The organism is Modestobacter sp. VKM Ac-2978 (assembly GCF_026968025.1).
Taxonomy (GTDB): Bacteria; Actinomycetota; Actinomycetes; order Mycobacteriales; family Geodermatophilaceae; genus Modestobacter.
In genome coordinates, this window is the sequence record NZ_JAPVBP010000002.1 from 41,017 (window position 1) to 61,178 (window position 20,162).

At 74.1% G+C, this 20,162-nt stretch carries 24 protein-coding genes; 9 read left to right on the forward strand and 15 right to left on the reverse strand.

Features of this window, described 5'->3' with window-relative positions; all coding sequences use genetic code 11:
- Positions 1–11 precede the first annotated feature (11 nt).
- The 4 genes from O2W53_RS03995 (at position 12) to O2W53_RS04010 (ending at position 3,617) form a co-directional block, all read left to right on the forward strand.
- Entirely contained in the window at positions 12–794 is a 783-nt protein-coding gene (locus tag O2W53_RS03995) for an isocitrate lyase/PEP mutase family protein (protein WP_269161742.1), read from the forward strand.
- A gap of 79 nt (positions 795–873) precedes the next feature.
- Positions 874–1,401, forward strand: coding sequence for a DUF6226 family protein (locus O2W53_RS04000; RefSeq protein ID WP_269161743.1), 528 nt, complete (start codon positions 874–876; stop codon positions 1,399–1,401).
- A 202-nt stretch (positions 1,402–1,603) separates the two neighbouring features.
- Positions 1,604–2,782, forward strand: a complete 1,179-nt coding sequence (locus O2W53_RS04005) for an acyl-CoA dehydrogenase family protein (protein ID WP_269161744.1) — start codon at positions 1,604–1,606, stop codon at positions 2,780–2,782.
- A gap of 130 nt (positions 2,783–2,912) precedes the next feature.
- Positions 2,913–3,617 (forward strand): response regulator transcription factor, encoded by a 705-nt coding sequence (locus O2W53_RS04010; protein ID WP_269161745.1) that lies wholly within the window; start codon positions 2,913–2,915, stop codon positions 3,615–3,617.
- A gap of 91 nt (positions 3,618–3,708) precedes the next feature.
- Here the strand turns inward: O2W53_RS04010 and O2W53_RS04015 are convergent, their stop codons facing one another.
- The 9 genes from O2W53_RS04015 to O2W53_RS04055 form a co-directional block, all read right to left on the reverse strand.
- Positions 3,709–4,533 carry a response regulator gene (locus O2W53_RS04015; protein WP_269161746.1) on the reverse strand — a complete coding sequence of 275 codons (825 nt, stop codon included), beginning with the start codon at positions 4,531–4,533 and terminating at the stop codon, positions 3,709–3,711.
- Positions 4,527–4,943, reverse strand: a complete 417-nt coding sequence (locus O2W53_RS04020) for a fibronectin type III domain-containing protein (RefSeq protein WP_269161747.1) — start codon at positions 4,941–4,943, stop codon at positions 4,527–4,529. Before O2W53_RS04020 ends, O2W53_RS04015 begins: the two co-directional genes overlap by 7 nt.
- Positions 4,940–5,590: a signal peptidase I gene (locus O2W53_RS04025; RefSeq protein ID WP_269161748.1), complete on the reverse strand. Its 651-nt coding sequence runs from the start codon at positions 5,588–5,590 to the stop codon at positions 4,940–4,942. The genes O2W53_RS04020 and O2W53_RS04025 overlap by 4 nt, the downstream gene beginning before the upstream one ends.
- Positions 5,591–5,637: 47 nt before the next feature.
- Entirely contained in the window at positions 5,638–6,255 is a 618-nt protein-coding gene (locus O2W53_RS04030) for a TasA family protein (protein ID WP_269161749.1), read from the reverse strand.
- A gap of 124 nt (positions 6,256–6,379) precedes the next feature.
- On the reverse strand, positions 6,380–7,810 hold the full coding sequence (locus tag O2W53_RS04035) for a sensor histidine kinase (RefSeq protein WP_269161750.1): 1,431 nt from the start codon (positions 7,808–7,810) through the stop codon (positions 6,380–6,382).
- The gene (locus tag O2W53_RS04040; RefSeq protein ID WP_269161751.1) at positions 7,807–8,193 is read right to left on the reverse strand and encodes a response regulator transcription factor; all 387 of its coding nucleotides are present in this window, start codon (positions 8,191–8,193) and stop codon (positions 7,807–7,809) included. Before O2W53_RS04040 ends, O2W53_RS04035 begins: the two co-directional genes overlap by 4 nt.
- A 200-nt stretch (positions 8,194–8,393) precedes the next feature.
- Positions 8,394–9,092: a DUF3618 domain-containing protein gene (locus O2W53_RS04045; protein WP_269161752.1), complete on the reverse strand. Its 699-nt coding sequence runs from the start codon at positions 9,090–9,092 to the stop codon at positions 8,394–8,396.
- A 36-nt stretch (positions 9,093–9,128) separates the two neighbouring features.
- Entirely contained in the window at positions 9,129–9,773 is a 645-nt protein-coding gene (locus O2W53_RS04050; protein WP_269161753.1) for a phage holin family protein, read from the reverse strand.
- Complete coding sequence (locus tag O2W53_RS04055; protein ID WP_269161754.1) at positions 9,770–10,603, reverse strand: hypothetical protein; 834 nt, start codon at positions 10,601–10,603, stop codon at positions 9,770–9,772. Before O2W53_RS04055 ends, O2W53_RS04050 begins: the two co-directional genes overlap by 4 nt.
- A 364-nt stretch (positions 10,604–10,967) precedes the next feature.
- Here O2W53_RS04055 and O2W53_RS04060 point away from each other — a divergent pair, with 364 nt between their 5' ends.
- On the forward strand, positions 10,968–11,831 hold the full coding sequence (locus O2W53_RS04060; RefSeq protein WP_269161755.1) for a siderophore-interacting protein: 864 nt from the start codon (positions 10,968–10,970) through the stop codon (positions 11,829–11,831).
- A 13-nt stretch (positions 11,832–11,844) separates the two neighbouring features.
- Here O2W53_RS04060 and ypfJ read toward each other — a convergent pair whose 3' ends face one another.
- Complete coding sequence (gene ypfJ / locus O2W53_RS04065) at positions 11,845–12,780, reverse strand: KPN_02809 family neutral zinc metallopeptidase (protein WP_269161756.1); 936 nt, start codon at positions 12,778–12,780, stop codon at positions 11,845–11,847.
- Positions 12,781–12,906: 126 nt separating this feature from the next.
- On the opposite strand from ypfJ, the gene O2W53_RS04070 reads away from it, so the two are divergent.
- Positions 12,907–13,353, forward strand: a complete 447-nt coding sequence (locus O2W53_RS04070) for a nitroreductase family deazaflavin-dependent oxidoreductase (RefSeq protein WP_269161757.1) — start codon at positions 12,907–12,909, stop codon at positions 13,351–13,353.
- On the forward strand, positions 13,257–14,174 hold the full coding sequence (locus O2W53_RS04075; protein ID WP_269161758.1) for an SDR family NAD(P)-dependent oxidoreductase: 918 nt from the start codon (positions 13,257–13,259) through the stop codon (positions 14,172–14,174). The genes O2W53_RS04070 and O2W53_RS04075 overlap by 97 nt, the downstream gene beginning before the upstream one ends.
- 1 nt (position 14,175) lies before the next feature.
- Here O2W53_RS04075 and O2W53_RS04080 read toward each other — a convergent pair whose 3' ends face one another.
- The 4 genes from O2W53_RS04080 to O2W53_RS04095 all read right to left on the reverse strand — a co-directional run bounded on the left by O2W53_RS04080 (position 14,176) and on the right by O2W53_RS04095 (position 18,470).
- Complete coding sequence (locus O2W53_RS04080; protein WP_269161759.1) at positions 14,176–15,732, reverse strand: FUSC family protein; 1,557 nt, start codon at positions 15,730–15,732, stop codon at positions 14,176–14,178.
- 86 nt (positions 15,733–15,818) lie between these two features.
- The gene (locus tag O2W53_RS04085; protein ID WP_269161760.1) at positions 15,819–16,790 is read right to left on the reverse strand and encodes an aldo/keto reductase; all 972 of its coding nucleotides are present in this window, start codon (positions 16,788–16,790) and stop codon (positions 15,819–15,821) included.
- Between the two features lie 52 nt (positions 16,791–16,842).
- Entirely contained in the window at positions 16,843–17,895 is a 1,053-nt protein-coding gene (locus O2W53_RS04090; RefSeq protein WP_269161761.1) for a winged helix DNA-binding domain-containing protein, read from the reverse strand.
- Positions 17,896–17,930: 35 nt separating this feature from the next.
- Positions 17,931–18,470, reverse strand: a complete 540-nt coding sequence (locus tag O2W53_RS04095) for a GNAT family N-acetyltransferase (RefSeq protein ID WP_269161762.1) — start codon at positions 18,468–18,470, stop codon at positions 17,931–17,933.
- A 224-nt stretch (positions 18,471–18,694) separates the two neighbouring features.
- Here O2W53_RS04095 and O2W53_RS04100 point away from each other — a divergent pair, with 224 nt between their 5' ends.
- A complete protein-coding gene (locus O2W53_RS04100) occupies positions 18,695–19,126 on the forward strand; it encodes a DUF1801 domain-containing protein (protein ID WP_269161763.1) in 432 nt (143 codons plus the stop codon).
- Here O2W53_RS04100 and O2W53_RS04105 read toward each other — a convergent pair.
- The gene (locus tag O2W53_RS04105) at positions 19,111–19,755 is read right to left on the reverse strand and encodes a phosphoribosyltransferase (protein ID WP_269161764.1); all 645 of its coding nucleotides are present in this window, start codon (positions 19,753–19,755) and stop codon (positions 19,111–19,113) included. The genes O2W53_RS04100 and O2W53_RS04105 overlap by 16 nt on opposite strands.
- Before the next feature lie 174 nt (positions 19,756–19,929).
- On the opposite strand from O2W53_RS04105, the gene O2W53_RS04110 reads away from it, so the two are divergent.
- Complete coding sequence (locus tag O2W53_RS04110) at positions 19,930–20,139, forward strand: hypothetical protein (RefSeq protein WP_269161765.1); 210 nt, start codon at positions 19,930–19,932, stop codon at positions 20,137–20,139.
- Positions 20,140–20,162 lie beyond the last annotated feature (23 nt).

Sequence of the window (20,162 nt, forward strand, 5' to 3'; positions counted from 1 at the left end):
ACGTTGCCCTGGTGACCGATCTCGCCAGCCGCGCCCGCACCCTCCTCGACCTGCACCGCGCGCCGGAGCTCCTGGTGCTGGCCAACGTCTGGGACGTCGTCTCGGCCCGGGTCGTCGCCGCCACCCCCGGCGTCCGTGCACTGGCCACCGCGAGCCACGCGATCGCGGCGACGTTCGGCTACGAGGACGGCGAGAAGATCCCGCTCGACCTGCACCTGGACATGGTCGGCCGGATCACCGCCGCCGTGGACCTGCCGGTGTCGATGGACCTGGAGGCCGGCTACGGCGACCCGGGGGAGACCGCCCGCCGGGCGATCAGGCTGGGCGTCGTCGGCGGCAACCTGGAGGACCAGCTGCGGCCGCTGGACGACGCGGTCGCCGCCGTCGAGGCGGTGCTGCGCGCCGGCCGGGACGCCGGCATCGACTTCGTGCTCAACGCCCGCACCGACGCCTTCCTGCTGGCCGAGCCCGGGGCCGACCGGGGCGCGCTGCTCGCCGAGGCCGTGCGGCGGGGACAGGCCTACCTGGCGGCGGGCGCACCGGCGGTCTTCGTGCCCGGCGTCGTCTCCCGCGAGGAGGTCGCGGGCCTCGTGGCCGGCCTCGGCCGCGGGCGGGTGTCGGTGATGGCCGTCCCCGGGGCCTCGCCGTCGGGCCGGGAGCTGACCGACCTCGGCGTCACCCGGGTCTCCACCGGACCGTTCACCCAGCGGGTGGCGCTGACCGCACTGCAGGACGCCGCCGTCGAGCTGGTCGCCGGCGGCGCCCTCCCGCCCGGCACCCGCTCCCTGAGCTGACCGCACTCGCCGGCACCGCTCGGCGCCGCACGCGGGAAAAGCCGGGACGACGGAGCAGGTGGAGTCCTACCGTTCCGGCATGGGCGATCGCTGGGGACCGGGCGGACCTCCTCCGGAGGCGTACAGCCGGGTCACCGATCCGCAGCGGTACACGGCCCTGCACCACGTCGCCGACCAGCTCGTCACCGACCTCGCCGAGCGGTACGACGTCGCGGTCACCGACGAGCCGGCGCCCGGGCCGGGCGAGGTGCGCGCCGTCCGGCTGCACCCTCGGTCCGCCGGGGGCGCCGACCTGGTGGTGGTGCACACCGACGTCGGGGTGCGCCTGCGGGCCGGCCGCTGGGCCGAGGAGTCGTTCCCGCACTGCGGCTGCGACGCCTGCGACGAGGAACCCGGGGACCTCGCCGACGAGCTCGGGGAGTTCGTCCTCGACGTGGTGCACGGGCGGCTCGCCGAGGAGCTGACCGGCGGCCTCCGCACCGGCACGCTCGCGGTGCGGCGGCCGCGATCGGCCGGGAACCAGTCGTTGAGCCGCGACGACGTCCGACGACTCGGACCTCCGGGGCGCCACGCGTGGTCGCCGTGGCCGGAGCTGGGCGGCCGGTGACACCCCTGCGGGGAGTCGCTCGTCGAGTGACAGCCCAGCGGGCTTCCCGGCCTGCGAGACCCCGCTGAGCAGTCACTCGGCGACAGGAGGTGCCGGGCCGTCAGGGGTGAGCTGGGACACGCTCGGTGGCTGGCTCGGCGGTTCCGGCGGAGCATCGGGGGCAGGACGTCGATGACGACGAGAGAGAGAAGGCACCGCCGCCATGACCGATCTGCTCCTGCCCGCCGACTTCTTCGGTTTCCAGACGCTGTTGTCCGACGACGAGCAGAAGGAACTGCTCGCCCTCCGGGAGTTCCTGGAGTCGGAGATCAAGCCGCACGTCAACGCCGCTTGGGCGTCGGCGGAGTTCCCGCACGACCTGATCCCCAAGTTCGCCGAGGCCGACATCGTGGGCCGCTCCTACGACTGGGAGGGCCGCCCGCGCGCCTCCCGGCTGTACACCGGCTTCCAGGCGATGGAGCTGTCCCGGGTCGACCCGTCGATGGCCACCTTCCTGGGCGTGCACAACGGCCTGGCGATGGGCTCGATCATGATCCTCGGCTCGGAGGAGCAGCGGCAGCGCTGGATCCCGTCGATGATGCAGATGCAGACCATCGGCGCCTTCGGGCTGACCGAGCCCGAAGGTGGTTCCGACGTCGCCCGCGGCATGCGCACCACCGCCCGGCGGGACCGCGACTCCTGGGTGCTCAACGGCGCCAAGCGCTGGATCGGCAACGGCACCTTCGCCGACGTCGTGGTGGTCTTCGCCCGGGACGAGGCCGACGACCAGGTGAAGACCTTCGTCGTGGAGAAGGGCACCCCCGGCTTCACGGCCAGCAAGATCGAGGACAAGTTCGCGCTGCGCACGGTGCAGAACGCCGACCTCACCTTCACCGACTGCCGCATCCCCGCCGAGAACAAGCTCGAGGACGGCAACACCTTCAAGGACGTCAACAAGGTGCTCAAGGTGACCCGGGGCGGGGTCGCCTGGAGCGGCGTCGGGTGTCAGCTGGGCGCCTACGAGGTGGCGGTGGCCTACGCCAAGGAGCGTCACCAGTTCGGCAAGGCGATCGGTTCCTTCCAGCTGATCCAGGACCTGCTGGCCCGGATGCTGGGCAACGTCACCGCCAGCCTGGGGATGACCGTGCGGCTGTCCCAGCTGCAGGAGACCGACGACCTGCGCGACGACCAGGCCGCGCTGGCCAAGAGCTACGTGACCGCCAGGGGTCGGGAGACCGTCGGCTGGGCCCGGGAGCTCTTCGGTGGGAACGGGATCGTGCTGGACTTCGACGTCGTCCGGTACTTCAACGACGCCGAGGCGCTGTACTCCTACGAGGGCACCCGCGAGATGAACACCCTCATCGTCGGCCGCTCGATCACCGGGATGAGCGCCTTCGTCTGAGCCCTGGCGGGCTCACTCCTTCGGGGCGGTGGGCTCGGTCCGGGGTGCAGAGCCGACCGTCTGCGGACGATCACCAGCAAGGACGCCGATGTGGCGTCCCTGCTGGTGATCAGTCGTGGGGGGAGGGGTCGTGCCGGGTCAGTCCGTGCTCGTGGTCGAGGACACCGACGAGATCCGTGAGCTCGTCGTCACGGTGCTCCGCCGGGCCGGGATGGACGTCCGCGAGGCCACCACCGGTGCCTCCTGCCTGGCCGAGGTGCGCCGCGAGGCGCCCGACGTCGTCGTCCTGGACCTCGGTCTGCCCGACGCCGACGGCACCGAGGTGTGCCGGCAGCTGCGCGCCGAGACCGACTGCTACGTCCTGATGCTGACCGCGCGGGCGGAGGAGGTCGACCTGCTGATCGGCCTCGCCGTCGGGGCGGACGGCTACATGGCCAAGCCGTTCTCACCGCGGGAGCTGGTGGCCCGCGTGCAGACGATGCTGCGCCGGCCACGCACCCCGGCGGTCCCGGAGCCGCGCCCGTCCCTGGAGGACTCCGTCCAGCGGCTGGCCGACCTCGAGGTCGACCCGGACAGCCGCGAGGTGCGGGTGGACGGCGCTGCCGTCGACCTGACCCGCACCGAGTTCGACCTGCTCGCCGCGCTGGTCTCCCGGCCCGGGCGGGTGCTGCAGCGGGAGACGCTGCTGCGCGAGGTCTGGCAGACCGACTGGGAGGGCAACCTCCGACTGGTCGAGGCCCACATGTCCAACCTGCGGCGCAAGCTCACGGCCGCAGGGTTGAGCCACCCCGAGATCAAGACCGTTCGGGGGGTCGGCTACCGCTTGGTGGCCTGAGGAAGGGCCAGGACCGCACCCGGTCCTGGGCAGGACAGCTGCATCCGACGACGAGGCCCGGCCCCCTGTGGGGACCGGGCCTCGTTGTCGTTCAGGCGGCCAGGCCGCGCCGCCGGGCGGCCGTCCGGGCGATCGCTGCGTCGACGACGTGCACCAGCCCGGCGAGGTCGTGGCGTCCGGTGGTCGCGTCGGCGGCCGAGGCGAGCTCCCCCCGGCGGCGGGCGTCGTCCCGGCGGGCTGACGGTCCGGTCAGGCCGGTCAGCTCGGCGAGCCGCTGGTGGGCCAGGATCCCGCGCCGGGCGTCGGCGGCGATCGCCTGGCACACGCCGGCCACCTCGGGGTGACCGAGCTGACCGGACGTGCCGGCGAGGGCGTGCGCCGCGTCCGCGACGGCGCGGGGGTCCCCGGCGCGGACGCTGCGGGAGATGGCGGACAGCCGGGTGGGCAGGGCGTCGGCGTACATGGCCTGCAGCCGGTCCTGCAGGTCGGCGTCCAGGTCGGCGTCGTGCAGGTCCTCCACGTCGACCAGGTCGTGGGCGCCGGCCTCGTCGGCCGGGGCGGCGGTGCGGCTGCGCACCAGGTCCACCAGCAGTCGGGCGTCGACGGGTGCGGCGAGGCAGGCCAGGGCGCCGGCGGCGGCTGCGGCGGCGCGGACCTCGTCGGTGGGGTCGGGGGTGACCACCAGGAAGTGGGCGGTGCTGCCGGCGCGGCGCAGTTCGGTGAGCAGCCCGGGGCCGTCGACGGCGCCGGGCACGGTGGCGGAGGTGACCACCAGGTCCAGGGCGACCGCGCTGCTGAGCCAGCGGGCGTCCTCGGCGTCGGCGGCCTCGTGGACGCCCCAGCCGACCAGCTCGAGCAGGCCGGTGACCTGCTGTCGCGCGGCGGGGGAGGCGTCGATCACGAGAGCGGTCAGCATCGGACGGTCCCTGTCTGTGCGGACACCGCGGTCCAGCCGTAGCGGGTCAGCGCGGTGACGGTGAAGGTGTAGCTGCGGTTCGTCTGGTAGCCGGAGACGGAGGTGCTCGTGGTCGTGGCGCCGGTCTCGGCCACCACGGTGGAGCCGCCGCCGGCGGCCTGGGTGGTGATCCGGTAGCCGATGACGTCGGGGGAGGTGCTCGGGGCCCAGCTGACGCGGGTGCTGAACCAGATGAAGCACCACGTGTCGCTGGTGGTGACCTTCGTCGGCGGTGCGACGGTGGCGGTGCCGACCGAGGCGCTCAGGGACGCCGAGTCGTCGAACGCGGCCTGGGCGGCGGTCGCGGTGACACCCAGGACGGTGGCGACCACGACGGCGACCAGCAGGACCCCGCGGCGGAGGCGGGTCACGGCTGGACCTCGATCTCGTCGTCCTGCCGGACCTCGGTGGCCGGGCGCCAGATCGACAGCAGCAGCCAGCCGGCCAGCAGGGCGGGGGCGCCGTACACGAGGGCCTGGCTGACCACCGGGGTGCGCAGGGCCTGGATCGCGTGACCGAGCTCGGGGACGACGGCCCGGACCTGGTAGGCGGTGTCGCCCTGCAGGACGGCCTGCCACGGGTCGACCGCCTCGTTGGCGTCTCCCTTGGTCTCGACGGTGACCGCCCCGTCGGCGCCGTGCTCCACGGAGACGACGCGGTGGCTGACGAGGTGGTGGTCGTCGATCGGGATGTGGTAGGCGATGATCATGCCCTCGGTGACCTCGCTGACCGGCAGCGGCGTCACGATCGTGACGTCACCCGGGTCGATGGCCGGGGACATGCTCGCGGTGAGCATCGTCATCGTCCGGTAGTCCAGGACGTGCGGCCCGACGGCCAGCAGGCCGAAGGCCAGGACGGCGACGGTGACCAGCAGCCGGAGGGACCAGCGGAACGTCAGGCCGGCCACGCGCTTCCCGAGGCCGGCGGCGCGGCCCGGTCGGGTGGACTGCTGCGCCGGACGCCGGGCGGTCGCGGTGTCCGTGAGGAGTGCGGGGCGGGCGAGCAGGGCGGTGGTCATGGCGGTTCCTCCGGGGCGGGGTCAGCAGGTGGGCAGGGGGAACCGCGTCAGCGGTTGGTGCCGGTCTGCTGGGTGCCGGTGAAGCTGAGCGCCAGGGTGGAGGTCTTGCCCTGGAAGGTGTTGTCGGCGGTGGTCGGCAGGCTCAGGGTGACGACGAGGTGGTCGCTGCCCTTCGGCGCGAGGCTCGCGGCGTTGGCGAAGCCGACGTTGGTCACGGCCGGGCCGGTGGCGACCGGGGTCGTGACGCCGCTGCAGGTGTAGGTGGCGACGCCGTTGACGACCGACTCGGTCCAGGTCACCGAGCAGGAGGCGACGCTCAGCTGCAGGCCGTTGGCCTTGTCGGTGTCCAGGACGCTGGAGACGGTGGCGCTCGAGGTGAGCTGGATGCCGGCGAAGCCGAGGTCCCCGGTGTTGACCAGGTCGACCGAACGGCTGATCGAGTCCCCGGGGACGAAGCCGGCGGCGTTCATCGGCAGCGTGGCGGTGCTGTTGACCGAGTTCAGGTCCAGCGACAGGGTGCCCGAGGCGACCGAGGCGTTCAGCGGGGCGGTGCTGTCGGTGAACGTGCCGAAGGTGCCCATGCCGGCGACGGCGGCAGCGGCGCCGACGATGCCGAGCGAGCCGATGACCTTGCGGGCGGTCCGGGTGCGGGTGGTGGCGGTCATGTCTGCGTCTCCCTGGTCTGGCCGTGTCGGCGGGTGTTCCCGGCGACAGACACGACTCTGGAGGGCCATCCGCAGGGCTCCCACCAGCGATCCGCAAGAGAACCGCAAGATGCGGCGGGGGCCGTCAGACCGGCAGGGGCAGCGCCAGGGTGAACGTCGTCCCGCGTCCTTCGGCGCTCACCACGTCCAGGGTGCCGCCGTGCGCGGTGGTGATCGCCTTGGTGATGGTCAGGCCCAGCCCCACCCCCGGGACGGCGTTGCGCCGGGCGGTCGAGGCGCGGAAGAAGCTGGTGAACAGCCTCCCCTGCTCACTGTTCGGGATGCCGACGCCGGTGTCGCTGACCGACAGCAACGCCACCGGGGTCGCGCCGGCAGCGGGGACGTCGACGAGCGCACCGTCCGCGTTCCGCCAGGCCGTCTGCAGCCGCAGGGCGACCCGGCCGCCGGCGGGGGTGAACTTGACGGCGTTGGACACCAGGTTGTCGCAGGCCTGCCCCAACCGGAGCGCGTCACCGGAGACGACCAGCCCGCCGTCCGGGACGTCGACGGACACCGCCACCCCGCGCGCCGTGGCGGTGACCCGGGCGGTCTCCTCGGCGGACCGGACGATGCCGGCCAGGTCGACCTCCGCCGGTTGCAGGGTGAACCGGCCCGCGTCGACCTGGGCGGTGAACAGCAGGTCGCCGACCAGCCGCAGCAGGCGCTGCGCGTTGCGTTCGACGGTGCCCAGGTACTGCCGCTGGTCGTCGGTCAGCGGCTGCTCCGGATCGTCCAGGACGAGTTCCAGGTACCCCAGGATCGAGCTGAGCGGGGTGCGCAGCTCGTGGGAGATCAGGCTGACGAACTGGTCCTTGAGCCGTTCGGTGGCGCGCACCTCGGTCATGTCGGTGCCGACGAAGTTCCAGCCGGTCTGCTCGCCGTCGTCGTCGGTGCGCGGGGTGATCGCCACCGACACGGTCAGCCGCCGTCCGTCGGCGGTCAGGTAGGTCCAGTCCCGGACGTCGCTGCCCTGCTCCCGGGCGACGTGCACCAGGGTGGCGAACGGGGTGCCGCCACCGGCGTCCAGTTCCTCCGCGTCCAGTTCCTCCGGGGCGTGGAAGTCGGTGATCGACCGGGTGCGGACGACGTCGGCCCGGGGGAGCCCGAGCATCCGTTCGGCCCCGGGGTTCCACACCCGGACGAGGCCGTCCCGGTCGGTGCCGATGATCGACTGCTCGGTGACCGCGTCGATGACGCTGGTCATGGTCTCCGCCCGAGCCCGCAGCATCCGGGTGGCGACCTCCAGCTCGTCCGCGGTCGACTGACGCTGCGAGAAGAGGTCCATGCGCTGGGCCTCCAGCACCCGGGCGGCGGTCTGTTCCCGGTGCAGTCGCCACGTCAGGTCGGCGACGGCGAGCAGCACGACGGCTCCGGCCAGCAGGACCAGGGGGAGGGCGGGACGGACGACGAGCACCAGGACGCCGGCTGCCGCCACGGCGGCGGATCCCAGCCCGGCCGGGCCGGTGCGGTGGGCCGGCCCGGAGGAGCGGGCGACGGGATCGGCGACCGCGGTCACGCGGGGTGCTCCGCGGTCAGCAGCCGGATCTGTCGGACCAGGCCGGCGACGGTGAAGGGCTTGGGCAGGTAGGCGTCCGCACCCGTGGCCAGACCGCGGGCCACGTCGTCGGGGGAGGCGCCGGCCGACAGCAGCAGCACCTGGCAGTCGGCGGTGGCGGGGTCGGCGCGGAGTGCGAGGCAGACCTCCAGACCGGTCGCCGCCGGCATGGAGACGTCGAGGACCACGAGGTCGGGGCGTTCGGCGCGTGCCACGGCGAGGGCCTGGACGCCGTCGGCCACCGCAGCCACGACGGTGCAGCCGGCCTTGCCGACCGCGAGGGCGACGAGGTGCCGGATGTCGTCCTCGTCGTCGGCCACCAACACGCGTGCGGGTGCGTCCACCGCGGTCGCTCCGTCCTCTCGGCCGGCTGCGCCCCCGAGCCGGGGACGCAGTCCGTCCTGTCGTGGAACGGCGCACGCCGGGCCGGGCTGGAGCTCCCCGGTGGGGTGCTCACCCGATCAGGGGGCGCCACCACCTGGCCCGAGACGCACGACGGGCCCCGGTGCAGCTGCACCGGGGCCCGTCGGGGAGTTGCCGTGGGTCAGGAGGAGGCCTTCCCCTGCACCTTCTGCTTGGAGTCCTGCGCCTTGCCCTGGACGTTCGAGGCAGCGGACTGGCCCTCGGACTTCACCGTCTCGGCGCTGTCCTGAGCCGACGACTTGACCGTCTCGGCGCCGTCCTGAGCGGTCGCCTTGACCGACTCCATGGCGTCCTGCGCCGCCGGCTTCAGGTTGTCGCCGATCTCCTGCGCGACGTTCTTCGCCTGGTCGACGAACGGCTGCTTGTGCTCCTTGACCGCTGCTTCGGCCTGCGAGGCGAGCTGCTTCTCCTTCTCGCTGGTCGGCAGGAGCGAGGAGACGAGCCAGCCGACACCGAAGGCGATCAGGCCCGCGGCGAGCGGGTTGCCCTGCGCCTGGCGCTGGAGGGTCTCGGGGGCCTGCTGGACGGTGTCCATGGCGCTGTGCGCGGCGTCCTGGACGTTGCCCGCTGCGTTGTGGGCCGCGCCCTGGGCCTGGCCCTGGGCGTTCGACGCGCGGCCGCTCACCTGGTCACGGGTGTCGTGCGCTGCCCCGAAGACCTTGTCCTTCAGGCCGGACATGCCGCTCTTGGCCTTGTCCACGCGACGGTCGACGACCCGCGTCGGGTTGACCTTCTCGTTCAGCGCGTCCACGTCGTAGCTCAAGTTGGCGCGGGTGTCCTCGATCTGGCGCCGGATCACATCCGGGTCACTGCTGGTCATGTCGTTCTCCTTGGGGGAGTAGCTGCTGGGGGGAGGTCAGTTGGGCTTGAGCGCGCCGGGGACCTGCTGGAGCGTGTCGACCGTCTGCTCGGGCTTGGGGTTGAGCGTCTTGAAGCGGCTCATGTCCACCTGCGTGACCCGCTTGGGGTCGACCTGCTTCAGCGTCTTGCGTCCCTTGGAGTAGAGGACGAAGGCGACGATGGCCCACAGGACGCCGACGATCAGGGCGGCGAGTCCGGCGTCCATGAAGTTCTCCAGGCCCCACCAGAGCGCGAAGCTGAGGAACAGCGCGACCATGTGGCCGGCGTACCCGGCGCCGCCGAGCATCCCGGCACCCTTGCCGGCCTTGGCGGCCTCTTCCTTGGCGTGGGCGGTGACCTTGGCCGCCTCCTCCTTGGCGATGGTGGTGGCCTGGTTCGCCTCCTGCCGCATCTCCGCCTTGGCGAGCTCGAGCTCCTGGCGCATCAGCGTCGACAGGTCCTTGCTCACCTCGCTGAGCAGCGTGCCGACCGAGACGTTCTCCACCTCGGGGTGACCGTCGTCGGTCATCGGCTGGGCAGTGTTGCCCGTATGCTGCTCCTCGTACTGGCCCGGGGCTGCGTAACCGGTCGCGCCGCCCTGGACGTACCCCGTACCGGGCTGGCCGTACGGCTGCGCGCCCGCGCCGCTCGGGTGGCTCATCGTCGACCCTCACCCGGGGTGCGGGCCGGGTCGTCCCAGCCGGCGGCGGTGGTCGGGGGGACTGCCGTGCCCTCCGGGGGGACCGTGCCGTACGGCGGCGGCGGGACCGTTCCGGTGGTGCCGGTGGTTGCGTAGCCGGTCGCCGGGGTGCCGGCGACGTAGTTCGTGCCGGCGGTCTCGGTGGCGTAGCGGGGGCCGTTGCCGATCTGCTGCTGGCCACCGTTGCCGGAGGAGTCGCTGCCCGAGTCGTCACCCTTGTGGGCGGCGACGACGCCGCTGGTCAGACGACCCGCGACGATGCCGGCCACGGCTGCCCCCAGCAGGAACATGCCCGGCTTGCGACGGGCGAACTTGCGCACCTCGTCGACGAGCTCACCGGGCTCGCGGTCCTGGAGCCAGCCGGCCATCTCCTCGACCTTGTCCCCGGCCTGGCGCACCAGGTCGGCGGCCGGGCCGGTCGGAGCCTGCTCGCTGCCGTCGACCATGACGCGCAGCTGCTTGGCGATCTCGCTCAGCCCCTCGCCGGCCTTCTGCTGGCCGCCGCGGACCTGGTCCTGGACCTGCGAGCGACCCTGCTGCACGAGATCCTGCGCCTGGCGCTTGGTCTCCTGGGTGACCTGCTTGGCCTGGTCGGCTGCGGTCCCGGCGACGTCCTTCGCCTGGTCCGCCGCGGTACCGGCGACCTGGCTGCCCGCCTGCTGGGCGGTCTTGCCCACGTCGCGGGCCTGGTCCTTGGCGACGTCGGACGTCTTGGGGGAGCCGGACGTCTGGGAGGCGCCGGATGCGTCTGACGCGCCGGACTGCCTCGGTGTGTCGATGGAGTGGGTCATCGTTCCTCCTCGTCCTGCATGGGCTGTTCGTGGTCTGTTGTCGATGCCTGGGCATCCGTGCCCGTCGACCACGCCCGCTCCCGCGCACGGTCCATCACCGGCCCACAGGGTCGGGTGGTCGTGCCAGGTGGCGGGGCGGCGTGTGAGCACTCGCGTGCCCTGGTCGAAAACGCTCGGTGGGTCCCACCGTGGCCTCGGTGGGGCGCCGTTCCGCTGGAGACCTGGTACCCCTGCGGGGCAGGCGCACAAACGGGCATTTCCGTATTTCGTCGATCTTGCGAACAGGGGTCGGAGCTGCGGTCGGGTCGCCGCGTAGGGTGCCGTCGGAGGCAAGGCAAGCCTTCCCTGACCAGAGGAGGCCGTGGTGGCCAGTGCGACGAAGGACGAACGGGTCCGCCGTCCCCGGGTGGCCCGGGTGGGCGAGGTGCTGCGCACCTCGCGCCTGACCCCGCACATGATCCGGGTGGTCCTCGGCGGCGAGGGCCTGGCCGGCTTCCCGGCCGGTGAGTTCACCGACCACTACGTGAAGCTGCTCTTCCCGCCGGCCGATGCGCCCTACGGCGTCCCCTTCGACGCGGAGCAGGTCCGCGCCGAGCTGCCCGCCGAGGTCTGGCCGGTCACCCGCACGTACACCGTGCGCTCCTGGGACCCGGCCGCCGGCGAGCTGACGATCGACTTCGTGCACCACGGTGACACCGGCCTGGCCGGGCCGTGGGCGGCGAACGCGCAGCCCGGTGACCTGATCCAGCTGCTCGGCCCCGGTGGCGCCTATGCCCCGAGCCCGGACGCCGACTGGCACCTGCTGGTCGGCGACGAGAGCGCGCTGCCGGCGATCGCTGCCGCCCTGCCCCGGCTCCCGGGGGGCGTGCCGGCGTTCGTCTTCCTGGAGGTCGCCGGGCCGGCGGAGCAGCAGCCGGACCTGGTGCTCGCCGACGGGGTCACCGTCGTGTGGGTGCACCGCGAGGGCAGGGCACCGGGGGAGGCCCTGGTGACGGCGGTGAAGGCGGTCCAGCTGCCGGCCGGCACCGGCCACGTGTTCGTGCACGGCGAGGCGGGGCTGGTCAAGGATCTCCGGCTGCACCTGCGCACCGAGCGCGGCCTCGACCCGGCGTTCACCTCCATCTCCGGCTACTGGCGGAAGGGCCGCACCGAGGACCGCTGGCAGGCCGAGAAGCCGGAGTGGAACGCCGAGGTCGAGGCGGCCGAGCAGGCGCTCGCCGCCGGCTGAGCGGTCCTCCCGCTCAGCCGACGTCGTCGGTGCCGAAGGTGTCGCACTGCGCCGGGTCGCCGGTGGCGTAGCCGGTGCTGAACCACTGGCGCCGCTGCTCGGACGAGCCGTGGGTAAAGGCGTCCTGGTCGACGGTGCCGCCGCCGAGCTCGGTCTGGATGAAGTCGTCGCCGATCCGCCCGGCGGTGTCCAGTGCGCGGTCGATGTCGTCGTCGGTGATGTCGGCGATCAGCGGTGCCCCGGAGTCGTCGGGCACCGACTCGGCGCGGTTCGCCCAGGTGCCGGCGTAGCAGTCGGCCTGCAGCTCCAGGCGCACGGTGCCGCTGGCGGGCCCGGTCTCGCCCGGGGTGACCAGTCGGTTGGTGCCCAGCAGGTGCTGCACGTGGTGGCCGTACTCGTGGGCCAGCACGTAGGCGTTGACGAAGGCACCGCCCGCGGCGCCGAACCGGGTCTGCAGGTCGTCGAAGAAGCTCAGGTCGATGTAGACCTGCTCGTCGGCCGGGCAGTAGAACGGGCCCGACCCGCTGGTCGCCCCGCCGCAGCCGGTCTGCACGGAGCCCGCGAAGAAGACGGTGTCCGCAGGGCGGTAGTCGGGTCCCAGGGTCGCGCCCCAGTGGTCCTGGATCGACTCGATGTCGGCGACCAGTGCGCACTCGACCGAGGCGTTGGCGTCCGCGCCGGTCCGGCAGTTCGCCGCCAGCTCGCTGTTGTCGGCGGTCTGACCACCGCTCAGCCCACCGAGCGTGCTGGCCAGCCCCGCCGTGTCGCCCCCGCCGCCGCCGAGCACCTGGAACAGGACGACGACGAGCAGCCCGACCACGCCCAGCCCGCCGCCACCGACGGCCAGCCCCCGGCCACCGGCTCGGCCACCGCTCCGGCCACCGCCGCGCCGGCCGCGGCGGTCCTGGACGCCGGAGGTGTCCAGCCGGGCACCCTCACGGAACCTCATCGAACGACGACCTCCTGGTCGGGGACGGACACCGGTGGGGTGCGCCCGCAGCACTCTGCCCGGGGCGGCACCGCTGCGCACGCCGAGGCCGTGCGGTCGCTCGGTGCCGGGACCTAGGGTCAGGTCATGCCCGTCGAAGGTGAGTACGAGCCGAGTCCGGAGAAGTGGGTCCGCGACCAGGTGGAGGTGTACGAGCGCACCCGCGGCAGGGAGGGCAACACCCTGCCCGGCCGCACCGAGCCGGTCGTCGTCTTCACCACCCGCGGCGCCAAGAGCGGCAAGGTCCGCAAGAACCCGTTGATGAAGGTCGAGCACGACGGCGTGTACGCGATGGTCGCCTCGCAGGGCGGCGCGCCGAAGCACCCGACCTGGTACTTCAACCTCAAGGCCCACCCCGACGAGGTCACCGTCCAGGACGGTGAGCAGGTCTGGGACGGGGTGGCACGCGAGGTCGACGGCGACGAGTACGCCCAGTGGTGGGAACGCGCGGTCGCCGCCTACCGCGACTACGCGGACTACCAGCGCAAGACCGATCGGAAGATCCCGATCGTCCTGGTCGAGCCGAAGAACTGAGCGGCGACGGTCCGGTCGTCGTCGTCACCGGTGCCAGCGACGGCATCGGTGCGGCGGCCGTCCGCCGGCTGCACCGCAGCGGCGCCCGGGTCGTGGTGGTCGGCCGGTCGCCGGAGAAGACCGCCGCGGTCGCCGCCGAGCTGGACGGCGTCCGGTCGGCCACCGTCGACCTCGCCCGGCTGGACGACGTCCGGCGGCTGGCTGCGGAGCTGGCCGACCTGCCGCGGATCGACGTGCTCGCGCACAACGCCGGCGCGTCGTTCGCCCGGCGGGAGCTGACCGTCGACGGGCACGAGCGCACCACCCAGGTCGACCACCTCGGGCCCTACCTGCTCACCCGGCTGCTCGAGGAGCAGCTGCGGGCCTCGCGGGCGCGGGTGGTGACGACCTCGTCGTTCATGCACTGGGTCGGCGGGGCCCAGCGCGGTCACCTGCTCGACAGCGCCGGCCCCCACCTCGCCACCCGCGCCTACGCGCGGGCCAAGTGGTGCAACGTGCTCTTCACCCGGGAGCTGGCCCGACGATGGGCGCCGCAGGTCACCGCCACCTGCTTCGACCCGGGGGCGGTCGCCTCGTCCTTCGGCACGGCCTCCGGCGGGATCACCGGCCTGGCGTTCCGCACGCCGCTGACCGCGTTCATGCGCACCCCGGCCCAGGGAGCGGACACCCTGGTCTGGCTGGCCACCGCGGACGGCGGCTGGCGCAACGGCGGGCACCACGCGGACCGGTCGCCGGCCTGGACGGTGCCCTCGGCCCGGGACGACGTCCGGGCCCGCGAGCTGTGGGAGCTGTCGGCCCGGCTGGTCGGCCTCCCCGCCTGAGTCAGCCCGCCAGCTCGGCGTCGATCCGGGCGGAGACGGCGGCAGCCAGGGCGGCGTCGCCCCGAGCACGGGCACCCAGCAGGGCCCAGCTCAGGTCACCCACCTGGCGGGAGCGGCGCCCCCAGGCGTCCGCGCCGGGTGCGGAGAACAGCTCGGCCCGGGCGGCGGTGGCCACCTCGTTGAGCGTGACGAGCGCGTCCTCCAGCCGGCGGTCGGCCGGGGACCCGGCCGGGGCGTGCGCGGCCGCCACGGCGCACGCCGTCGTGGCGGTGACGGCGGCCGGCAGCCGGCGGCTGCCGGCCCGGGCGAACAGGAACAGCCCGGCCAGCAGGGCGACGGCCATGCCGACGAGGTTCTCCTCGATCCGGGCGACGATCAGCGCGGTGCCGGGGCGGTCGGGTGCGCCCAGGTGCACCAGCAGCAGGACCAGCGGGGTCAGGCAGGCGACGGAGATGACGTACTGGTGGGCGATGGTCAGCTCGACGGCCACCAGCAGCACGGCCACCAGCAGCACGGTCACCGCGGTCGGGGGCTGCAGGGCGAACGCCGCCCCGGCGACCAGGGTGCCCAGCAGGGTGCCGGTCACCCGGTGGAAGGCGCGGGCCCGGGTGTGCCGCGCGTCGACGCCCAGCAGCACGGCGACGGCCGAGCTGGCCGCCCAGTAGGGGCTGGGCAGGTCCACCGCGACCGCCACCAACCCGGCGACGGAGACCCCGATGCCGATCCGGGCAGCGGTCGACGTCCACAGCGGGGTGCGCCGCTGCCGGATCGCCGACGGGTCGGGTGCCGGGACGGCGGAGGCACCGGTCGGGTCGACCGGGGGGAGGGCTCGGGCGAACCGGTCCTCGATCTCCTGGACCTCGGTCACCAGCGAGGGGCGCCGGCGGCTGCCCATCGCGACCGCGGCCACCGCGGCCCGGACCGCGCGGGCGACGGCACCCGGACGGGTCGGGCCCAGCGCACCGCCCTCGGCTGCGGTGACCTCGGCCGACGCCGCCTGCACGGCCCGCCGTTCCGGGCCGGCCGGGTCCCACCACCAGGGGAGCATGACGACGACCCAGCTCAGTGCGGCAGCCGCGGCAGCCGCCGCCACGTGCTGGGCGACCACGTCCGGCGCGGAGGCGAGGGCGCTGGCGCTGCCGGCGACCAGCACGGGCGGGAGCGCCCCGGGCGGGCCGATCCGCCAGATCGCCGTCCCGGCGGCGGCCGCCGCGGCGATGCCGCCGAGCACCAGCACCAGCAGCACGGGGCGGTTCCCGGTGAGGCCGCCCAGGGCGATGGAGCAGACGATCACCACCGCGGTCCCGGCCGAGATCCAGGCGCGCCGGCGGTAGGGCAGGGAGTGCCCGTAGACGGCGGAGAAGCCACCGGCGAGTGCTCCCACCGACGCCGCACCCGGGGAGCCGAGCGCGAGCCCGAGGGTGAGCGGGACGACGAGGCAGAAGGCGGCCGACAGGGCCCGGACCCGGTGCAGCGACCAGAGGGTCGCGAGTGGGGGGAGCCGGGGACCCAACAGGTGCGGGGCGACCCGGCGCACGGAGGAGCGGGTGCCGGCCACGGACTCCACTGTGGCCGACACCGGGCTCCGTGTCGTGGACCCGGGTCACCCGCGCCGGGCGAGCTGGGTCACCCGCCTCCCCGTGCTCAGGAGAAGCCGACCACCGCATGCGGCGTGTAGGGCTCCTCGAGCCGGGCGATCTCCTCCGCCGACAGCCGCAGCTCCACCGCCGCGACCGCATCGTCCAGGTGCCGGTCCTTGGTGACACCGACGATCGGCGCGGTGACCACCGGCTTGCCGAGCACCCAGGCCAGGGCCACCTGCGCCCGCGGGACGCCGCGGGCCTCGGCGACCTCGGCCACCCGCTCGACGATCACCCGGTCCTCGTCGTTGTACAGCCTGCTGCCGAACTCGTCGGTCTCCGACCGGTTGGTCTGGGAGTCCCAGTCCCGGGTCAGCCGGCCACGGGCCAGCGGGCTCCACGGGATCACCCCGATGCCCTCGTCGGCGCAGAGCGGCAGCATCTCCCGCTCCTCTTCCCGGTTGAGCAGGTTGTAGTGGTCCTGCATGGAGACGAAGCGGTGCCAGCCGCGCTCGCCGGCCACGTGCAGGGCCTTGCTGAACTGCCAGGCCCACATGCTCGACGCGCCCAGGTAGCGCACCTTGCCCGACCGCACCGCGGAGTCCAGGGCCTCCAGCGTCTCCTCGATCGGCGTGGCCGGGTCCCAGCGGTGGATCTGGTACAGGTCCACGTAGTCGGTGCCCAGCCGCCTGAGGCTGGCGTCGAGCTCGGCCAGGACGGCCTTGCGGGACAGCCCCGCGCCGTTCGGCCCCGGCCGCATCCGGCCGTGCACCTTCGTGGCCAGGACGACGTCCTCCCGGTCGGCGAAGTCGCGGATCGCGCGGCCGGTGATCTCCTCGCTGGAGCCGGCCGAGTAGACGTTCGCGGTGTCGAAGAAGGTGATCCCGGCGGCCAGCGCCTTCTCGATGACGGCCCGGCTCTCCTCCTCGGGCAGGCTCCACGGATGACCGCCGCGGGCGGGGTCGCCGAAGCTCATCATCCCGAGACAGAGGCGGGACACCTGCAGGCCGGTGCTGCCCAGACGCGTGTACTCCATGGCCCGTCCCTTCCCCCGGCGCCGCCCTGCCCAACCCCGGGGGACGACGTGCTCAGGGCAGGGCGGCGTACCGCGCCTGCACGGCGGCCAGCCCCTCCGCGGACAGCTCGGTGAACGGCTCGACCTCGATGGGCCGGCCCTTGCCCCGCCCCGCCCGCCAGACCGCGACGACCTGCCCGGCACTGACCACGGTGGCCCGGAACATGCCGTTGCCGCCGGGCACGATCCGGTCGGCGAACGCGGCCGGCACGGTGCAGCTGCGGTCGGCGTAGCCGAGCACCAGTTCGTCGAAGCCGGGCAGCAGGTGGACGCCGTCGGCCTCGGCCCGGGCGGCGGCCAGCCGGTCGGGGGTCGCCGGGTCCATCCAGTGCTCGGTGCCGTCGACGACGAGGCGCTCCAGCTGCGGTGCGGCGATCGCCAGTCCGGCCTTGACGTCGCGGACGAGGACCCCGGCCCAGCGGACGAGGTCCTTCACGGTCGCCGGGCCGTGGGAGGAGAAGAACCGCCGGGTCAGCTCGCCGAGGGCCTCCGCACGCTCCAGCCGGCGGGGGGCGGGCACCCACTCGTCGAGCAGCACGAACTGCTGGTCACCGTCGGCGGTCGGGCCGAGCACGAGCGTGCCGGTCTGGGACAGGTACCAGAGCAGGTGGTAGCCGCGTTGACCGGTCGTGGGCACGCCGCCGGCCGAGATCGCAGCGAGCAGCTCGGCCCGGGACGACCGTCCACCGCCGCTGAGCGCATCGACGGCCAGCTCCCGTGCCCGCTCGATCTCGGCGTCGGTGATGCCCAGCGAGGCCCGTCTGGTGGACGCGCCGGCCAGTACCCGCGGGCCGAGCAGCTCCAGCATCCAGGGCAGGTCCTCGGCGGCGGTGAGGTGCAGCGTGCCGCGCATCGGCCAGGAACGGACCACCTCGCCGGCGTCCAGTGCGGCGGTGACCGCGGCCCGGGTGCCGCCGGCGGTGCGCAGCGCCACCGAGGTCAGCGCACCGGGCAGGTCCTGCCCCTGGACGGCGGCCGACCAGCGCACCGCCTCGGCCGGGGTCGCGCACCGTGGCCCGATCAGCCGCTGTGCCGCCATCCGGAGCCGGGCCAGGTCCACCGTCATGCCGACACCCTGGCAGCCCCTACCGACGGTCCTGGTCAGCGCGCCCGGTGCAGGTAGACCAGTCCCTCGGCGTCGGGCTCGGTGGTCAGCGGCCCGAACCCGACCGCGTCCGCCGTCCGCAGGCTGGCGGTGTTGTCCGGCTCGACACCGAGCACGAACTGCTCGACGTCGGCGAGCTCGTCGGCCGTGACGAGGGCGCGGAGCGTCGCCGTCCCGTACCCGTGGCGCCAGCGGGCCGGGTCGACCACGTAGGCGGCGCCCATGGTGCGGCGCTCGTCGGTGGCGACCACCTGCTCGGTGGCCGGGTCCCACTGCGTCCAGCGGTCGTAGACGTCGCCGCCGATCAGCGCGACCGGGGTGCCGTCGGCGTCCAGTGCGACGTACGAGTGCGCCCGCAGCACGGTCTGGCCGCGGAACTGCTCGCCCCGGGCGGCGGTGCGCAGGGCCAGCTCCCGTGCCGGCCAGCTGCGGCCGCCCAGCCGGCGCTGCACCTCGGGGTGGTCGAACCAGGGCAGCACGGACGGGAGCAGTTCGGGCTCGAACGGCACCAACCGGAGCGTCTCGCAGACGGACACGACCTCACCCTGCAACAGCCGCCCGGCCACGTCATCCGGAGGCGACGACCGCCGTCCCGCCCGGCGGGACGGCGTCCTCGTCGGCTGACGTCGTACCGTGCCCTCATGATGGGGATGGGCAATCTCGGCCCGGACGGGCGCCGCCGGCAGCGGCTGGTCGCCGGGATCATCGTGGCGGCGATGCTGCTGGCCGCGGGCGCGGTGCTGTTCAGCGGCGCCTTCTGATGGACGGCGGGCCGGCCATCGAGGCCTGGTTCGCCGCCGCCGGCACCCGGGAGGCCGACCTGCGGGCCACCGATGCGCTGGTCCAGGCCGCCGCGCCCGGCATCGATCGGCAGCTCGTGCCGATGGGCCGCGGGCAGGTGCTCGGGTACGGCCTGATGCCCTACCGGCCGCGATCGGCGACCGAGGCGACGATGTGGCCGCTGATCGCGTTGGCGGCGCAGAAGCGGCACCTCTCGCTGTACGTGTCGGCCGTCGTGGAGGGCGCCTACCTGGCCGAGTCGCGGGCCGCGCAGCTGGGGAAGGTGTCCTGCGGCAAGAGCTGCATCCGGTTCACGTCCCTGGACCGGGTGGACACGGTGGCGCTGGACCAGCTGATCCGCGACGCGGTGGCCAGCACCGCCCGTGGGGCGAACGACTACACGGGCGGCTGAGCGGCGCGGCGGAGGAGGTCGAGCACCTCGTCGTCCTCGGTGGCGCGGAAGTCGGCGTAGGCCTGGCCGACCGAGCGGAAGCCCGGCGGGCTGCTGAGCACGACCAGCTCGTCGGTCGCCGCGGCCAGGGCCGGGACCGCGTCCGGGGAGCAGACCGGGACGGCGAGCACCACCCGCGCGGCGCCCTGGGCCCGGGCGACGGCGCAGGCGGCACGGGCGGTCGAGCCGGTGGCGATGCCGTCGTCCACCAGCACGACGGTGCGGCCGGCCAGCGGCACCCGCGGGCGCACCTGGCGGAAGAGCCGGACCCGCCGGTCGACCGCCGCCTGCTGCTCGTCCCGGACGCGGGTGAGGTCGGCGTCGACCACGTCCGCCACCCGGAGCACCCGCTCCTCGAGCACCACCACGCCGCCCTCGCCGACCGCGCCCATGGCGAGCTCGGGCTGACCGGGCACCCCGAGCTTGCGCACGACGAGCACGTCCAGCGGTGCGGCGAGCGCTGCGGCGACCGGGGCGGCCACCGGCACTCCGCCCCGCGGCAGGCCGAGCACCACGGGCCCGGCCGCACCCACCTGGTCCAGCCGGCGGGCCAGCTGGGCGCCGGCATCGGCGCGGTCACGGAAGAACACGGCCACCTCCGGAGTGCGGTCCCTGCCCCGATGCTGCCGTCTCCGTGCGGGGTCCGGACGGGGTCCTAGGTCCCTGGTGGGTGCGCGGGGGACGGGGGAGCGTGGTGCCGGAGCAACACCCCGGGGGACGGGCCGGTCAGCGGCACGCGGGGCACGAGCACCGGAGGGCCCACGATGCCGTTGGCCGCGCTGCACACCGTCGGACCCGACCTGGCCGTCGACCTGGCCGTCGACCGGCTGGCCGAGGAACTCGGGCAGTGGCCGCAGGTGGTCCGGCCGGTGGTGCAGGAGTGCCGGCAGCAGCTCAGCGGCGCCCCCGCCGGTGCGTTGCCCGAGCTGGTCGAGCGGCTGGCCCGGCATCGCCTCCGGGCATCGGTGGACTGACCTCCGGACGGAGGTGGACTGAC

Bases quoted from the DNA above. Each gene is read 5' to 3' on its own strand.
- O2W53_RS04045 (WP_269161752.1), bottom strand. From the start codon at position 9,092: ATGACCAGCAGTGACCCGGATGTGATCCGGCGCCAGATCGAGGACACC.
- ypfJ (WP_269161756.1), bottom strand. From the start codon at position 12,780: ATGAGGTTCCGTGAGGGTGCCCGGCTGGACACCTCCGGCGTCCAGGAC.
- O2W53_RS04025 (WP_269161748.1), bottom strand. From the start codon at position 5,590: ATGACCACCGCCCTGCTCGCCCGCCCCGCACTCCTCACGGACACCGCG.
- O2W53_RS04015 (WP_269161746.1), bottom strand. From the start codon at position 4,533: ATGCTGACCGCTCTCGTGATCGACGCCTCCCCCGCCGCGCGACAGCAG.
- O2W53_RS04110 (WP_269161765.1), top strand. From the start codon at position 19,930: ATGCCGTTGGCCGCGCTGCACACCGTCGGACCCGACCTGGCCGTCGAC.
- O2W53_RS04055 (WP_269161754.1), bottom strand. From the start codon at position 10,603: ATGACCCACTCCATCGACACACCGAGGCAGTCCGGCGCGTCAGACGCA.
- O2W53_RS04070 (WP_269161757.1), top strand. From the start codon at position 12,907: ATGCCCGTCGAAGGTGAGTACGAGCCGAGTCCGGAGAAGTGGGTCCGC.
- O2W53_RS04100 (WP_269161763.1), top strand. From the start codon at position 18,695: ATGGACGGCGGGCCGGCCATCGAGGCCTGGTTCGCCGCCGCCGGCACC.
- O2W53_RS04090 (WP_269161761.1), bottom strand. From the start codon at position 17,895: ATGACGGTGGACCTGGCCCGGCTCCGGATGGCGGCACAGCGGCTGATC.
- O2W53_RS04000 (WP_269161743.1), top strand. From the start codon at position 874: ATGGGCGATCGCTGGGGACCGGGCGGACCTCCTCCGGAGGCGTACAGC.
- O2W53_RS04005 (WP_269161744.1), top strand. From the start codon at position 1,604: ATGACCGATCTGCTCCTGCCCGCCGACTTCTTCGGTTTCCAGACGCTG.
- O2W53_RS04085 (WP_269161760.1), bottom strand. From the start codon at position 16,790: ATGGAGTACACGCGTCTGGGCAGCACCGGCCTGCAGGTGTCCCGCCTC.
- O2W53_RS04050 (WP_269161753.1), bottom strand. From the start codon at position 9,773: ATGAGCCACCCGAGCGGCGCGGGCGCGCAGCCGTACGGCCAGCCCGGT.
- O2W53_RS04030 (WP_269161749.1), bottom strand. From the start codon at position 6,255: ATGACCGCCACCACCCGCACCCGGACCGCCCGCAAGGTCATCGGCTCG.